Raw genomic sequence first — 14318 nt, 5'->3', positions numbered from 1 at the left:
CCCCCACTCGGGATCGTGGCACGCGAGCGGGTGAGGGGCAAGGGCAGCGGGTACCGGGCCGCAGCGGTGCGGATGGTGCAGGCTGGGCGTATGGCACGAATGGGAACCGACGCCGACGTCGACCTCGCCCGGGTCCGCCCTGCGGATCCCGCCGCATCCGCCCACCGCGACGCCGACTTCGAGCGGCGCCTCTCCTCCGCCTTCCCCGTGCTGCACGGACTGTTCCACCGTCTCTACGGCGAGCGCGACGACGCCCTCGACGTCCTCGCCGGCGTGATCGCCGACGCGGCGGCATCCTGGTCCGAACGTCCGACCGAGCTGAAGGCGGCCGATGCGCGCCGGGAGGAGGATTCGACCTGGTACCTCTCGAACGCCATGCTCGGCGGCGTCTGCTACGTCGACCGCTACGGGGGCGACCTGGCCGGCATCCGGGCGCGGATCCCCGAGTTCGTCGAGCTCGGCCTGACCTACCTCCACCTCATGCCGCTGTTCGCCGTTCCCGAGGGCAACTCCGACGGCGGGTACGCGGTGTCGAGCTACCGCGCGGTCGCGCCGCACCTCGGCACGATCGACGACCTGCGCGACCTGGCCGCCGATCTCCGGGCGAACGGCATCTCGCTCGTGCTCGACTTCATCTTCAACCACACCGCGTCCGACCACGAATGGGCCAGGCGCGCGGTCGCGGGCGATCCGGCCCACGAGGACTTCTACCTGATCTTCCCCGATCGGACGATGCCCGACGCGTACGAGCGGACGGTCCGCGAGATCTTCCCCGACGACCACGCCGGGTCGTTCGTCCAGTTGCCCGACGGGCGCTGGATCTGGGCGACCTTCCACTCGTTCCAGTGGGACCTGAACTATGCCAACCCCGCGGTGTTCCGGGCGATGGCCGGCGAGATGCTGTTCCTCGCGAACCTCGGCGTCGACGTGCTGCGCATGGACGCGGTCGCCTTCATCTGGAAGCGGCTCGGCACCCCGTGCGAGTCGCTGCCCGAGGCGCACCTCCTGCTCCAGGCGTTCAACGCGGTGCTGCGCATCGCCGCGCCGAGTCTGCTGTTCAAGTCCGAGGCGATCGTGCACCCCGACGAGGTCGTCGAGTACATCTCACCCGCCGAGTGCCAGCTCTCGTACAACCCGCTGCAGATGGCGCTCACCTGGGACGCCCTCGCGACGCGCGACCCGCGGATGCTCGGTCAGGCCCTCGAACGCCGGCACGCGATCCCCGACGGCTGCGCGTGGGTGAACTACGTACGCGGCCACGACGACATCGGCTGGACGTTCGCCGACGAGGACGCCGCCGAACTCGGCATCGACGGCTTCGACCATCGCCGGTTCCTCAACGCGTTCTACGTGAACCGCTTCCCCGGCAGCTTCGCGCGCGGCGTGCCGTTCCAGGAGAACCCGCGCACGGGAGATGCACGCGTGGCCGGCACGACGGCGTCGCTCGCGGGCGTCGAGGCCGGAGACCCGCACGGCGTCGACCGCGTGCTGCTCGCCCACGCGATCGCGCTGTCGACCGGCGGCATCCCGCTCGTCTACCTCGGCGACGAGGTCGCCCAGTTGAACGACTACGGCTACGTCGACGACCCCGCACTCGCCGACGACAGCCGCTGGGTCAACCGGCCGCGCCGCCCCGCCGACGCGTACGCCGCTCGGTACGACCGCGACACCCCGTCCGGCGCGGTGTACGCCGGACTCACCCGCCTGATCCACGTGCGACGTGGCACACCCGAGTTCGCGGGCGGGCGGCTCACGCCGTTCGACCCGAACCACCCCACGGTCCTGGCGTACCAGCGCCCGGCGGCGACGGATGGCACGGCAGCGCCCGGCGCGCCCGGCGCGGTGCTCTGCCTCGCGAACGTCGGCGACGCACCGGCGACGATCGACGCGCTCACGCTCTCGGGGTTCGCACCCGAGGCGCACGAACTCATCACCGATCGGCGGGTCTCGCTCGAGCGGGGCATCGTGCTCGATCCGTGCCACGTCGCATGGCTGCGGGTGCGTCCCGCCGAGGAGCCGCCGCGCTTCTGACGAGGGAGCCGCCGCGGGTCGAGGAGCGGGACGAACCAGCGTGGCGCCGACGAACGAAGCCCCGGATCCGCAGCTTCTGCGGTGATCCGGGGCCTCACCCTGCGCGCCCGGAGGGACTCGAACCCCCAACCTTCTGATCCGTAGTCAGATGCTCTATCCATTGAGCTACGGGCGCATGGGATGTCGCCCGGAACCTCTCGGCTCATCAGGCAACCCGGTTACTCTATCCCACGTCGTGTCCGTGCGCCAATCGAGCGCGTCCGCCCGGGCGCGTCGCGCCCGTCGCCGTCGCCGTGAGACCCGTGGACGCGCGGGCGATCGGATATCCCCGATCGGAAGCGGGTGGTCCCCGAAGCCGCGGTCGGCACTAGCATTCCGCCATGGGCAAGCTGATCTACAACTCCTCGAACCGCGAGATCGAGATCGAGGACCGCACCCTCGCGCACCTGCGCGTCGCCATCATCAACAAGCTGCGTCGGTCCGAGAGCTTCGCCATGACCTGGGACCACGGAATCGAGCACGGCAGCGGCCGCACCACGCTCTGGCTCCACGAGTCGGTTCCGCTGCAGTTCGTGTTCAGCGGCAACCGCCCGCCGAAGCTCAACCGCCTGTGGATCGAGCAGATGCTCCTCTCCGCCAACAGCACGAGCGGCCTGCAGAACGTGCCCGAGCCCGACGAGAACGAACCCTTCGACTTCGAGTGAGCACGGCCCCCGGGCGATAACAGCCGTCCTCCCCCACGGCAACCCCTCGATCCTCCGATGCCGGCCTGCCTACGGTGGCGGCCCGACGCGCACCACTGCGCGTCGCGACGGAGGGAGAACACCATGAGCACGACCGTGACCGCCGACATCGAGGTGGACGTCCCGGTTCGCGTGGCCTACGACCAGTGGACCCAGTTCGAGACGTTCCCGGAGTTCATGAGCGGCGTGGACGCGATCCGTCAGGTCGACGACGCGACGACCCACTGGGTGGTGTCGATCGGCGGCGTCACCCGGGAGTTCGACGCCGACATCTCCGACCAGGTCCCCGACGATCACGTCGCCTGGCACAGCACGACCGCTGAGGTCGACCATCGCGGTCGTGTCGTGTTCCGTCCGCTCTCGGCGGACCGGACGCGCGTGGACGTGACGGTCGAGTGGGAGCCCGAGGGCTTCGTCGAGGAGGCGGGCGCCGCGCTCGGATTCGACGACCGGCAGGTCGAGCACGACCTCCGGAAGTTCAAGGAGTTCATCGAGGCGCGCGAGCTGCCGACCGGGACCTGGCGCGGCGAGGTGCACGGGGGCGGTGCGGCGACCGCGACCGCCGGTTCCGGTGCATTCGACGCGGACGGCGTCGTCGGCGAGGACCCGGACCTGCGACCCTAGGCGTCAGCGGGCTCGGACCCGTCGCCCTCGTCGGCGGAAGCCGACTCGAGGTCGATCTGCTCGGGCACCAGCTGGATGCCGCCCGTCGAGTTCGCGCTGCGCATGAGCTCCTCGAGGTAGGACCGGCTGAGCTCGGGCGGCTCGGCGTCGTCGAAGACGAACCTCAGTGGGATGTTCGGGTGGAGCCACAGGGTGCTGCGTCCGTCCGGCTGCTCCTCGGGGTGCTGCCACGACACCGTGAAGGATTCGCCGCGACGGAGCTTCGTGACGACCGCGACCTGCAGATGCGCCAACGCCCTGTCCTCGATTCCGATCGGCGTCCCGGCGTTCCCGTAGTACAGGGTTCCCATGGCGACGACGCTACCGCGCTCCCGCCCACCTCGGGCCGAGCCCGTCAACCCCCTCGGCCCATCGCCCGCCGGCGCGTAGCGTGACCGCACGGACATTCGGACGAGGAGGTCCCGGTGCATGACCATCTGGTCGACCCGACCACCAAGCACACCGCCGAGCCCTTCCCCCGGCAGGAGCAGCTTCCGCCCGGCATGACGCCGCGGATGACCCCGCAACCGGACCACGGCGAGTACAGCTACCGCGGCTCGGGCAGATTGGCGGGCCGTCGCGCGCTCATCACCGGCGGCGACTCCGGAATCGGCCGCGCCGTCGCGATCGCCTTTGCCAGGGAGGGCGCCGACGTGGCGATCTCGTACCTGCCCTCGGAGCAGGAGGACGCCGACGAGACCGCCTACTGGGTCCGCGACGCGGAACAGCAGGCGGAGCTCCTCCCCGGCGACCTCGTCGACGAGCAGCACTGCGCCGACCTCGTCCAGCAGACCTGCGATGCGTTCGGCGGCATCGACCTGCTCGTGCTCAACGCCGCGCACCAGCGCGACCGCGGCGGCATCGACGAGGTGCCGACCGACGACTTCGACGAGGTCATGCGCGTGAACCTCTACTCGAGCGTGTTCCTCGCCCGGGCGGCGGTGCCGCGCATGGACGCCGGGTCGTCGATCATCACGACGTCGTCGATCCAGGGCTTCGACCCGTCCTCGCGCCTCGTGGACTACGCGATGACGAAGGCCGCGCTCGTGGCCTTCACGAAGGCCCTGGCCGGGGAACTCGGGCCCCGGGGCATCCGTGTCAATTCCGTCGCCCCCGGGCCGATCTGGACGCCGCTGATCCCGGCCACGGGATGGCCCGACACGCTGCCCCGCTTCGGGCAGGACACGCCCCTGGGTCGAGCCGGCCAACCGGCCGAACTCGCGGGCGCCTACGTCTACCTCGCGTCCGACGACGCGTCGTTCACGTCCGGGGCGATCCTCCCGGTCACGGGGGGCACGCCGATCTGAGGCGGCGTCAGGGAAGGGAGAAGGACATGCCCGGCAATCGACGAGGAGAGAACTCGCTCAAGGACCCCGAGCTCTACGAGGAGCTCCGCGACGACGGCGCGTCCAAGGAGAAGGCGGCCCGCATCTCGAACGCCGCCGCAGCGCGCGGCCGCAGCGCCGTCGGCCGGAAGGGCGGGGAGTCCGGCAGCTACGACGACTGGACCGTGCCCGAACTGAGGAAGCGGGCCAAGGAGCTCGGCCTCACGGGCTACAGCGACCTGCGCAAGGGCGAACTCATCGACGCCCTCCGCAACCACTGAGAGGCGACGGATGCCGCGGCTGCGACGCGTCGAACCGTACGCGTCGCCCGGGCTCACGCGCCGTCGCAGCGGCCGGGGCTTCACGTACCGCCACGCCGACGGCTCGCTCGCCGATCGTGCAGACCGGAACCGCATCGCGGACCTCGCGATCCCGCCCGCGTGGACGGAGGTGTGGATCTCCGAGGCGCCGAACGCGCACATCCTCGCGGTCGGCGTCGACGCCGCCGGTCGACGCCAGTACCTGTACCACCCGGTCTGGCGCGAGCGACAGGACGCGGAGAAGTTCGAGCGGATGGCCGCGCTCGCCGAGGTGCTCCCGGACGCGCGGCGCGGCGTCCGCCGCGACCTCGCACTCGACGAACTGCTGCGCGAGCGGGTCCTCGCCGCCGCGTTCCGAACGCTCGACCTCGGCGCCATCCGCATCGGGTCGGAGGAGTCGCTCGCGCAGGCCCGCAGCCGTGGGCTGACGACGCTGCTCGTGCGGAACGCCCAGCTGGACGGCGCCGGCGCGGTGCGGTTCCGGTTCCGCGCGAAGGGCGGCATCGCGCAGGAGCTCGTGCTCGAGGATGCGGCGCTCGCCGCGTTCGTCGAGGGGATGTCGGACCGGTCCCCGGCGGCGAGGCTGTACGCCTTCGCGGACGGGCGGCGCATGCGGCCGCTCGGCCCGGTCGACGTCAACGAGGACATCCGGTCGCGGACGGGCGGCGACTTCACGGCCAAGGACTTCCGGACGCTGCGCGGCACCATCGCCGCCGCGGACCGGCTCGCCGAGCTCGGCACCGAGGCGACGGCGCGGGCGCGCGCCGCTGCGGTCCGCGACGCGATCGTGCACGCGAGCGAGGTGCTCGGGAACACGCCCGCGATCGCGAGGGCGAGCTACGTCGACCCGCGCATCGTCGAGGCGTACGAGCACGGCCGGCTGGCCCGCCTCGGCGGGGGCCGCGAGCGCGCCCTGCTGCAGCTGCTCGTCGACGACGCCGGGTGATCCGCGCGTCGACCGTGCGTCTGCTGGGTATCGCCCCAACGTACGTCCGGCGGTACATATGCGCACGTACGCTTGCCATATCGACAACGGGCGGACGCCCGTGAACACACCGGCTGGGAAGTCGACGACGACGACGGGCCGGATCATCAGTACTTCACTCATCCCTGCATCGCACCTCGGTGCGATCCGCTCCACCAAACCGCGCGGCGATCGTCCGGGCGTGACCCAGAGCTACGCCGCACTCTCCCAGGTCATCAAGGAGAGCGGCCTGCTCCGCCGCACCCCGGTCTTCTACTCCCTGCTCGTGGGCGGCCTCGCCCTCGCGCTGGGCGGTGCGATCACCGGCTTCGTACTCCTCGGCGATTCCTGGTACCAGCTGCTCATCGCGGCCGCGCTCGGCATCATCTTCACGCAGTTCGCGTTCTTCGCCCACGAGGCGTCGCACCGCGCGGTGCTCGCCTCCGGCCGGGCCAACGACCGGGTCGGCCGCTTCGTCGCGACCGTCATGGTCGGCATCAGCTACCAGTGGTGGATGACCAAGCACACGAGGCACCACGCCAACCCGAACCGCCTCGGCAAGGATCCCGACATCGAGTTCGACACGATCTCGTTCACCGAGGAGGACGCGGCGCGCCAGCGCGGCCTGATCGGCTGGATCACCCGCCGGCAGGGCTGGCTGTTCTTCCCCCTCCTGCTCCTCGAGGGCCTGAACCTGCACGTGACCTCGATCCGATCGCTGTTCGAGCGCCGCGCGATCCCCGGCCGCGCCCTCGAGCTCACGCTCATCGCGCTGCGGCTGGGCGCCTATGTCGCCGTGGTGTTCTGGGCGCTGCCGCTCGGGATGGCCTTCGCGTTCCTCGGGGTGCAGCTGGCCGTCTTCGGGGTCTACATGGGGGCGTCGTTCGCGCCCAACCACAAGGGGATGCCGCTCGTCCCCGCCGATGCGAAGCTCGACTTCCTGAGCAAGCAGGTGCTGACGAGCCGCAACATCACGGGCCGCTGGACGAGCCCGCTCATGGGCGGCCTGAACCACCAGGTCGAGCACCACCTGTTCCCGAGCATGCCGCGACCGCACCTCGGTCGGGCGCGCGAGATCGTGCGGGAGCACTGCCGCTCACTCGGCATCCCCTACACCGAGACCACGCTCGTGGACTCGTACGGCATCGTGATCCGGTACCTGAACCGGGTCGGGCTCGCCGCACGCGACCCGTTCGACTGCCCGGCGGCCGGCGAGCTCCGGCGCCGCTGAGCGCCACGCCGGCCGCATGCGGCCGCTAGGCCGCCTCGACGGGCTTCGGCCCAGGGCGCTGTCCGGCATCCTCGCGCTCGAGGTCGAGCACGATGCCGCCGCCCGAGTTCGCGCCGCGCATGAGGTCCTCGATCCACTCCCGGTCGAGCTCGCCCGCCTCGGGCGTCTCGAAGACGAACCGGAGCGGAATCGCAGGGTGCAGCCACAGCGAACTGCGGCCGCGCGTCGAACCGTCGACGTGACGCCAGGACAGGGTGAAGCTCTCGTTGCGACGGAGCTTCGTCGTGATGGCGATCTTCAGGTGGGCGAGTGCGCGGTCGTCGATCTCGATCGGCGTTCCGGCGTCGCCGTAATACAGGGTTCCCACGGCAGAACACTAACCCCCACGCGGGTACCGGCGAAATCACCCATGACCGCGACTCACGGACCCCTCCCAGCGAAGTCCCCCGAACCCGTCCCGCCCTCGAACCGCACGTCATCGGGTGATTTGTCCGGCCTGAGCCCACGCCACCGCGGATGCCGCGCCACCCCGGTCCTCGTCCACTCCCCGAATTCGATCTCCCCGACGATCTCGGGCCGGACCCAGACGGCGTCGGCAGCATCCGCCTCCGGGACGTCGAGGAACGGCGACGCGTCCCCCGCGAGCTCGTCGAGCACTCCCTGCAACCGCTCCGTCTCGCGCTCGCGGAGGCCCGATCCGACCCGCCCGGCGTACCGCAGTCCGTCGGGCGTCGGCACGCCGACGAGCAGCGAGCGGATGCGGCCGATCCGCGTCCCCTCCCCCATCCGGTACCCGCCGATCACGACCTCCTGGGTCTGCGAGAGCTTGACCTTGACCCAGTCGTCGCTCCGGACGCCCGGCGAGTAGCGCGAACCGCGTCGCTTGGCGACGATGCCCTCGAGGCCGAGCCGCTCCGCCTCCTCGAGCGCGGCCTCGGGGTCGAGGTCGACGACGGGCGGCACGTCGACGGGCGCGTCGGCGCTCGGTCGCACGAGTCGCTCGAGTCGCTCCCGCCTCCGGTCGTACGGTTCGTCGACCGTCGGCGTCCCGGCCACCTCGAGCACGTCGAACAGGTGCAGTCGGACCGGCACGGATGCCGCGGCCGCGGCGATCTCCCGCGGCCGGCCGAGGTTCATCCGCCGCTGCAGCAGGCCGAAGTCGGGACGCCCCTCCTCGTCGAGCGCCACGATCTCGCCGTCGACGACCGCGTCGGCACGGAGCGCTGACGCGAGGCCCGCGAGCTCGGGATACGTCGCGGTCCGGTCGATCGCGTTGCGGGTCACGAGCCGGACGACGCCGTCGTCGACGCGGGCGATCACGCGGATCCCGTCCCACTTCCACTCGATCGCCCAGTCACCGCCCCCGACGAGCCCGGCGCTGCCGGGGACCGCGAGCATCGGCTTCGGCATCGGGTCGCGCGGGGCGGTGCCCGGGTCGCGCCGCCGCGTGGCCCGCGCCGCCGTCGTGGCCGGAGCGGCCGCGGCATCCGTCGCATGCTGCGGGCCGGGCCCGGCGCGCTGCTCCTTCATGCGGTGCAGCAGCCACTGGCTCCTCTCGCCGTCGCCCTGCGTCCGGATGAGTGCGAGACGCACGCGCCCGAGCGGCCCGCCGACCCGGCCGCGCAGTGTGAAGATCACCTCGTCGTCGCGCCACTTCTCGGTCTCGTAGGTGCCGGTGTCCCACACGGTCATCGAGCCGGCGCCGTACTGCCCCTCCGGGATGGAGCCCTCGAAGACGAGGTACTCCATGGGATGGTCCTCGGTCTGCACGGCGAGGTGGTTGGTGCCCGCGTCATCCGGCACGCCCTTCGGGACCGCCCAGCTCTTCAGCACGCCCTCGCGTTCGAGTCGCAGGTCGAAGTGCAGGCGCCTCGCGTGGTGCTCCTGGATCACGAAGCGCGGGTCGCCGTCGTTCGGGACGCCCCACGCCGACTCGGGCATCGGTTCGGGCGTCGACCCGGCGGTGCGCATCGAGAGGTAGGTGCTGAGCGGCCCGGCGGCGGATGCCTCGGCGACGACGAGCATGGGATCGCCGCGTTCCGCGACCATCGCGATCACGTCGTCGGCCTCGAGCTGGCGGAGGCCCGGGTCGTCGAGCTCCGCCCAGGTGCGCGGCGCGGCCACGGTCGGGCGGAAGCGCCCCCGGAGCGAGTACGGCGCGATCGTGGTCTTCTTCGCGTTGTTCTGGCTCCAGTCGATGAGCACCTTGCCGCCCCGCAGCGTCTTCCTCATGCTCGAGACGACGAGGTCGGGGTGGTCGGCCTCCAGGGCACGGGCGAGCTCGTGGGCGACGGCCGACACCTGCTCGGAGGTCTGCGCGCCGTCGAGCGGCGCATACAGGTGGATGCCCTTGCTGCCGCTCGTCACGGGCACCGGGTCGAGGCCGATCGGGTGCAGGATGTCGCGGACCATCCTGGCGACCTCGGCGCACTCGCCGAGGCCGGCCCCCTCGCCGGGGTCGAGGTCGAACACCATGCGATCGGGATTCCCGGGCCCGCCCGACGCGTCGAAGCGCCACTGCGGCACGTGCAGCTCGATCGCCCCCATCTGCGCGAGCCAGACGAGGGTCGCCCGGCTGTCGGCGACCGGATAGGTCTTGTCGCCGTCGGAGTGGTGCTGCACCGCGCGGCGGATCCACTCGGGCGCGTGCTCGAGGTTCTTCTCGAAGAAGGCCTGCTCCGGATGCCCCGGGGTGCCGACGCCGTTCACCCAGCGCTTGCGCGTGATCGGGCGGCCCGCCACGTGCGGCAGCATCGCCGGCGCGATCTCGGCGTAGTAGGCGATCATCTCGCCCTTGGTCATGCCGGTCTCCGGGTACATGACCTTGTCGAGGCTCGTCAGGCGGAGCCGACGTCCGTCGACGTCGACCAGCTGCGCGGGGCCCTGCGCCATGCCCCCATCCTGCCCGGCGCGGAGGGCGAGGGGTATCGCTCGGGCCGGGCGGGGTGTGTACTGGGGGGCATGCGAGCCGTGTGGAAGGGGGCGGTCACGTTCGGCCTCGTCAACGTGCCCGTCAAGCTGTACAGCGCCACCGAGGACCACGACGTGTCCCTGCACCAGGTGCACGACGCCGACGGCGGGCGAATCCGCTACCAGCGGGTGTGCGAGATCGACGGCGAGATCGTGCCGTACCAGCACATCGACAAGGCCTACGACGACGGCGAGCGGACCGTCATCATCACCGACGAGGACCTGAAGTCGCTGCCGGCCGAACGCAGCCGCGAGATCGAGGTCGTCGAGTTCGTGCCGACCGACCAGATCGACCCGATCATGTTCGATCGGAGCTACTACCTCGAGCCGGACTCGGCGTCGAACAAGGCCTACGTGCTGCTGCGCGAGGCGCTCGAGTCGACCGACCGCACGGCGGTCGTGCGGATGGCGCTGCGCCAGAAGACGCGGCTCGCGGCGCTCCGCGTGTTCGGCGACGTCCTCATGGTGCAGACGCTGCTCTGGAGCGACGAGGTGCGGCAGGCGAACTTCCCCGCCCTCGACGAGCCGGCGAAGATCACCTCGAAGGAACTCGACCTCTCGAAGCAGCTCATCGAGAGCCTCTCGAACGACTTCGAGCCCGAGCAGTTCGTCGACGAGTACCAGCAGGAGCTCCGCACCCTCATCCAGGCGAAGCTCGAGCAGGGCGACGCCCTCGACACGGCCGCGACGTTCGGCGAGCAGGCCGAGGAGGAGGGCGGCGAGGTCATCGACCTGATGGAGGCGCTACGACAGTCGATCGCCGCGAAGCGCGGAGGTGCGGCGGATGCCGGGAAGACGTCGTCGGCGGGCTGAACCGGCCCGGAGGGGCGTCAGCCGGCCAGGTTGCTCGCGATCTCGGATGCGATGGCGACCGTCACCGCCTCATCGGGCGCGCTGACCTGCACCCAGTCGGCACCGATCAGCAGGTCGACGGCGCAGTGGCCGTCGGCCGGATCGCACCGGAGGACGGCGAGATCAGGGGCGACGAGGTCGAGCCCGAGGTCGGATCCGGCCTGCATCAGGCCCCCGCCGTCGGCGATGCGGTCGTATGCCCAGCGGCCGCCGCGAACCCAGTCCGTGCCGACCACGACCTCATCGGCGTCCGCTCTGAGCCACAGGCAGCCGCGGTCGCCGGCGATCGTCTTCGCCTCGGCCCATTCGCTCCACCCGCCGGCCCACGACGTCTCGACGACATCGGCGACGCCGGTGACCGATTCCACGACTGCGTCCGGAACGACCGCCTGGCAGTCGCCCGGGATCGCCGAACCCGTCGTCGCCTGCGGCCCGGGCGGACTCGCGGCATCGATGGCGGCCACCGCGGCGTCGACCACGCGGCCGAACGCCGTCGGGTCCGGTTCGCCCGAGCCGTCCATCGCCTGCGCCTGGACCCAGGCACCGGACGCGACCTGCGTGGCCGTGCAGCTCCATCCGCCGCAGCTCGTGGCCGTCGCCGGCATGCCGAAGCGGACCGCGGTGTCGCTCCACCCGCCGGCCTGCGGTGGGACGACGGTGACGAGGAGCCCGACGTGCGCGGGGTTCGCGCCGTACCGGCTGTTGTAGGGCTCGCCGTTCGACCACTCGCACGCGAGGCCGCCCACGGCGATGATCGAGGTCATCCGCGGCAGGGCGATCCCGGCCGACGACGCGGTCACGAGCGGGTCGGTCGCCTCGACCGGGGCGGCGAACACGTCGCCGACGAGGGATGCGGGGACGAGGTCGTCGCATCCGAGGTCGTACCGGGACTCGGGCGGAATCGATCCGGGCGCGGCCGACTCGGTCGGAACGCCGGACGGGGTCGGCGCGGCCGCCTCGGTCGTCGGCGACGCGATGTCGCCGGATGGGGTCGCGCAGGCGCTCAACACGGTCGCCGCCGCCAGCGCGAGGGCCAGGGTCGCCGGTGCGCTCCGTCCGGGATGGCGTGCAGGGTGGTGGGCGTCGGCGCCCGCGGCGCCGGATCGGGTCGACATGCCCGGAGCCTAGGGCGTCGGCCGCGGCTCGGGCCTCAGGGTCTGCACCGAGTCGTCGCTCAGCGCGGCCGGACGCAGGGCAGCCCGTCGAGGATCACGCGGAGCCCGTGGGCGAACGCCTCGTCCGGACTCGGGGCCGACCCCCCGAGCGCGGCCGCGGCGACGCGACGGAGGTGGGGGAGGTCATCCGCGGTCCCGTCGAGCAGCAGGCCGGCCGCCCGCTCGACGTCCGCCGGCTCGGCGAGGGCCTGCTGCTTCTCCTGCAGCACGAATCCGTACACGTAGCTGTCGAGCGCCGAGACCGCGAGGACCGACTCGATCGGAGCGCACCCAGCGTCGAGGAGGATCCCGAGCACGGCATCGTGCCGTCGCAGTCGGTGGGGGCCGACGTGGTCGCGTGACTCGATGAGTCCGAGGACCCAACTGTGTCGTGCGACGGCGGCTCGTGTCGACCAGCCCGCCCGCTCGAGGTCGCTCCGCCAGTCCGCATCGGACCGCGCGACCTCGATCTCGGCGAACACGGAATCGACGATCGCGTCCACGATCGCCTCCTTGTTGGGCACGTGGTGGTAGAGCGCCATCGCCTCGACGCCGAGCGAGTCCGCGACCTTGCGCATGCTCACGCCGGAGACGCCGCCCTGGTCCGCCAGCGAGACGGCGGCCGCGATGATGCGCTCCGGGCTGAGCGGCGGTCGGACCGGCATGGCATCTCCTCACGGGACCGTGGACTCCTGACCTTACATGTGTATAGTTGCGGCTGTCACGCTGACCTTACACCTGTATAGGAGACGAAGATGGAACGAGAGCACGACGTATCGCGGAGCGGTCCGACCGAAACGGCCGGGCGCGCGCGCTCGACACCCGAGCGCCGTGCGGCGGCGACGGCCGGCGCCCTGGTGCTCGTGGCCTTCATCGCCGGAATCCTCAGCGTGGTCCCCGTCCTGGAGGAGCCGGACCACCTCGGATCGGTGACCGAGCGCCGCGCGGAGCTCATCTCGGGCGCGCTCTTCCAGGTCGTCATGGTCGCCGCGTACGCCGGATTCGCGCTCGTCCTCCATCCGATCCTGCGGCGCGCGAGTCCGGCACTCAGCGTCGGCTTCGTCGGATTCCGGCTGGTCATGTGCGGATTCCACCTGCTCGCGGTCGTCATGCTGTCGCTCCTCCTGGACCTCGCCCAGGGCTACGACGCCGCGATCGGCACTCCGGCGGCCGAGACGTACGCGATCCTCGCCGAGACGGTGCGGAACGGGCGCGACCTCGTCAACCACGTCGTGGTCATCACGATCATGGGACTCGGCGACCTGCTCCTCCTCGTGCTCCTCCTCCGATGGCGGATGGTCCCGGCGTGGCTGTCGACCTGGGGCGTGGCGGGCGTCGCGTCCGCGATCACCGCGAGCGTCCTGCTGCTGGCGCGCGTCGTCGACGTGGTCGGCGCGCCCTACCTCGCGCTCACCGCACCGCTCGCCGTCCAAGGGCTGGTCCTCGCCGGGTGGCTGATCGTGCGTGGCCTCGACACGGCACGGCTCCCGAAGTGACCGCCCGCCGCCCCGCGGTGCCGCTCGCGTCAGGCGACCGTCGGAGCGGCGGGACCCGCGATGGCGCCGAGCGCCCAGGCGTAGTGCCCGCCGAGGCACTCGTGGGCGGGCTCTGCCAGGCTCGCCCCGCCGAGCCACGCTCGACCGTCGGTGAAGATCTCGGCGTCGGTCATCGCGTCGAGGCGGGCGAGCGCGGAGAGGTGGCTCGCGCGGAGCCGTTCCCGGGCGGCGGCGGGATCCCCCTCACCGCGATACCGGTCGCGCAGGTCGCGGTTCAGCCGGTCGAGGTCGCGCCACGTGTAGCCGTCGGCCGGATACGCGGGCACCTCGCCCGCGGCGTCGTCGGCGAGCCAGCCGAGCAGCAGCACGTGCCAGGCGTGCAGGTGGTTGACCACGTCGACCGCGTCGCGGTCGCGCGGCTCGGGCGCGGCGGCAACCGTCATCGGCTCATCGTGACCGGGGAGCGCGGTGCCGTCGAGCCCGTCGAGCGCGCGCTCGAACTCGGCGAAGCGGTCGACCGCCTGCCGGACCAGGTCGGCACGGTGCTGCGGGATGCTCACGCGCCCAGC

15 protein-coding genes and 1 tRNA gene are annotated in these 14318 nt (G+C 71.7%); 9 read left to right on the top strand and 7 right to left on the bottom strand.

Going from position 1 to position 14318, the window contains the following annotated elements; translation table 11 throughout:
- Positions 1-90: 90 nt before the first annotated feature.
- Complete coding sequence (locus tag GJR97_RS05245) at positions 91-2031, top strand: alpha-amylase family protein (protein ID WP_154345469.1); 1941 nt, start codon at positions 91-93, stop codon at positions 2029-2031.
- A 102-nt stretch (positions 2032-2133) separates the two neighbouring features.
- Here GJR97_RS05245 and GJR97_RS05240 read toward each other — a convergent pair.
- Positions 2134-2206 (bottom strand) — tRNA-Arg (locus GJR97_RS05240).
- Between the two features lie 205 nt (positions 2207-2411).
- Between GJR97_RS05240 and GJR97_RS05235 the strand changes: the two genes are divergently transcribed.
- The gene (locus tag GJR97_RS05235; protein ID WP_154345468.1) at positions 2412-2735 is read left to right on the top strand and encodes a DUF7882 family protein; all 324 of its coding nucleotides are present in this window, start codon (positions 2412-2414) and stop codon (positions 2733-2735) included.
- A 123-nt stretch (positions 2736-2858) separates the two neighbouring features.
- Positions 2859-3398, top strand: coding sequence for an SRPBCC family protein (locus tag GJR97_RS05230; protein WP_154345467.1), 540 nt, complete (start codon positions 2859-2861; stop codon positions 3396-3398).
- Here GJR97_RS05230 and GJR97_RS05225 read toward each other — a convergent pair.
- A complete protein-coding gene (locus tag GJR97_RS05225; protein WP_154345466.1) occupies positions 3395-3748 on the bottom strand; it encodes a DUF7882 family protein in 354 nt (117 codons plus the stop codon). The two genes, GJR97_RS05230 and GJR97_RS05225, sit on opposite strands and share 4 nt — an antisense overlap.
- Before the next feature lie 114 nt (positions 3749-3862).
- Here GJR97_RS05225 and GJR97_RS05220 point away from each other — a divergent pair, with 114 nt between their 5' ends.
- The 4 genes from GJR97_RS05220 to GJR97_RS05205 all read left to right on the top strand — a co-directional run bounded on the left by GJR97_RS05220 (position 3863) and on the right by GJR97_RS05205 (position 7277).
- Positions 3863-4744 carry an SDR family oxidoreductase gene (locus GJR97_RS05220; RefSeq protein ID WP_324613179.1) on the top strand — a complete coding sequence of 294 codons (882 nt, stop codon included), beginning with the start codon at positions 3863-3865 and terminating at the stop codon, positions 4742-4744.
- 26 nt (positions 4745-4770) lie between these two features.
- Positions 4771-5043 (top strand): DUF7218 family protein, encoded by a 273-nt coding sequence (locus tag GJR97_RS05215; RefSeq protein WP_154345465.1) that lies wholly within the window; start codon positions 4771-4773, stop codon positions 5041-5043.
- A 10-nt stretch (positions 5044-5053) separates the two neighbouring features.
- Positions 5054-6028: a DNA topoisomerase IB gene (locus tag GJR97_RS05210; RefSeq protein WP_154345464.1), complete on the top strand. Its 975-nt coding sequence runs from the start codon at positions 5054-5056 to the stop codon at positions 6026-6028.
- Between the two features lie 220 nt (positions 6029-6248).
- The gene (locus tag GJR97_RS05205) at positions 6249-7277 is read left to right on the top strand and encodes a fatty acid desaturase family protein (protein WP_407643575.1); all 1029 of its coding nucleotides are present in this window, start codon (positions 6249-6251) and stop codon (positions 7275-7277) included.
- A gap of 25 nt (positions 7278-7302) precedes the next feature.
- On the opposite strand, the gene GJR97_RS05200 is transcribed toward GJR97_RS05205, so the two are convergent.
- Together GJR97_RS05200 and GJR97_RS05195 are read right to left on the bottom strand one after the other, a co-directional pair.
- Positions 7303-7644 carry a DUF7882 family protein gene (locus tag GJR97_RS05200; protein ID WP_324613178.1) on the bottom strand — a complete coding sequence of 114 codons (342 nt, stop codon included), beginning with the start codon at positions 7642-7644 and terminating at the stop codon, positions 7303-7305.
- Between the two features lie 53 nt (positions 7645-7697).
- The gene (locus GJR97_RS05195) at positions 7698-10169 is read right to left on the bottom strand and encodes an ATP-dependent DNA ligase (protein WP_154345462.1); all 2472 of its coding nucleotides are present in this window, start codon (positions 10167-10169) and stop codon (positions 7698-7700) included.
- Positions 10170-10238: 69 nt separating this feature from the next.
- Between GJR97_RS05195 and ku the strand changes: the two genes are divergently transcribed.
- Positions 10239-11060, top strand: coding sequence for a non-homologous end joining protein Ku (ku, locus tag GJR97_RS05190; RefSeq protein WP_154345461.1), 822 nt, complete (start codon positions 10239-10241; stop codon positions 11058-11060).
- Between the two features lie 17 nt (positions 11061-11077).
- Here the strand turns inward: ku and GJR97_RS05185 are convergent, their stop codons facing one another.
- Together GJR97_RS05185 and GJR97_RS05180 are read right to left on the bottom strand one after the other, a co-directional pair.
- Complete coding sequence (locus GJR97_RS05185) at positions 11078-12214, bottom strand: hypothetical protein (protein ID WP_154345460.1); 1137 nt, start codon at positions 12212-12214, stop codon at positions 11078-11080.
- 59 nt (positions 12215-12273) lie between these two features.
- A complete protein-coding gene (locus GJR97_RS05180) occupies positions 12274-12918 on the bottom strand; it encodes a TetR/AcrR family transcriptional regulator (protein ID WP_154345459.1) in 645 nt (214 codons plus the stop codon).
- Between the two features lie 90 nt (positions 12919-13008).
- Here GJR97_RS05180 and GJR97_RS05175 point away from each other — a divergent pair, with 90 nt between their 5' ends.
- Entirely contained in the window at positions 13009-13749 is a 741-nt protein-coding gene (locus tag GJR97_RS05175; protein WP_154345458.1) for a DUF4386 domain-containing protein, read from the top strand.
- A 29-nt stretch (positions 13750-13778) separates the two neighbouring features.
- On the opposite strand, the gene GJR97_RS05170 is transcribed toward GJR97_RS05175, so the two are convergent.
- Positions 13779-14309 carry a ClbS/DfsB family four-helix bundle protein gene (locus tag GJR97_RS05170; protein ID WP_154345457.1) on the bottom strand — a complete coding sequence of 177 codons (531 nt, stop codon included), beginning with the start codon at positions 14307-14309 and terminating at the stop codon, positions 13779-13781.
- Positions 14310-14318 lie beyond the last annotated feature (9 nt).

It is taken from the genome of Agromyces kandeliae (assembly GCF_009674665.1).
In the GTDB taxonomy this organism is placed as follows: domain Bacteria; phylum Actinomycetota; class Actinomycetes; order Actinomycetales; family Microbacteriaceae; genus Agromyces; species Agromyces kandeliae.
The sequence above is the reverse complement of the archived record's forward strand: the minus strand, read 5'-3'. Positions and strand labels throughout refer to the sequence as shown.

Excerpts from the sequence above, each read along its gene's own strand:
- GJR97_RS05195 (WP_154345462.1), bottom strand. The coding sequence starts at position 10,169 with ATGGCGCAGGGCCCCGCGCAGCTGGTCGACGTCGACGGACGTCGGCTC.
- GJR97_RS05210 (WP_154345464.1), top strand. The coding sequence starts at position 5,054 with ATGCCGCGGCTGCGACGCGTCGAACCGTACGCGTCGCCCGGGCTCACG.
- GJR97_RS05185 (WP_154345460.1), bottom strand. The coding sequence starts at position 12,214 with ATGTCGACCCGATCCGGCGCCGCGGGCGCCGACGCCCACCACCCTGCA.
- GJR97_RS05180 (WP_154345459.1), bottom strand. The coding sequence starts at position 12,918 with ATGCCGGTCCGACCGCCGCTCAGCCCGGAGCGCATCATCGCGGCCGCC.
- GJR97_RS05230 (WP_154345467.1), top strand. The coding sequence starts at position 2,859 with ATGAGCACGACCGTGACCGCCGACATCGAGGTGGACGTCCCGGTTCGC.
- GJR97_RS05235 (WP_154345468.1), top strand. The coding sequence starts at position 2,412 with ATGGGCAAGCTGATCTACAACTCCTCGAACCGCGAGATCGAGATCGAG.
- GJR97_RS05245 (WP_154345469.1), top strand. The coding sequence starts at position 91 with ATGGCACGAATGGGAACCGACGCCGACGTCGACCTCGCCCGGGTCCGC.
- ku (WP_154345461.1), top strand. The coding sequence starts at position 10,239 with ATGCGAGCCGTGTGGAAGGGGGCGGTCACGTTCGGCCTCGTCAACGTG.
- GJR97_RS05175 (WP_154345458.1), top strand. The coding sequence starts at position 13,009 with ATGGAACGAGAGCACGACGTATCGCGGAGCGGTCCGACCGAAACGGCC.
- GJR97_RS05215 (WP_154345465.1), top strand. The coding sequence starts at position 4,771 with ATGCCCGGCAATCGACGAGGAGAGAACTCGCTCAAGGACCCCGAGCTC.
- GJR97_RS05225 (WP_154345466.1), bottom strand. The coding sequence starts at position 3,748 with ATGGGAACCCTGTACTACGGGAACGCCGGGACGCCGATCGGAATCGAG.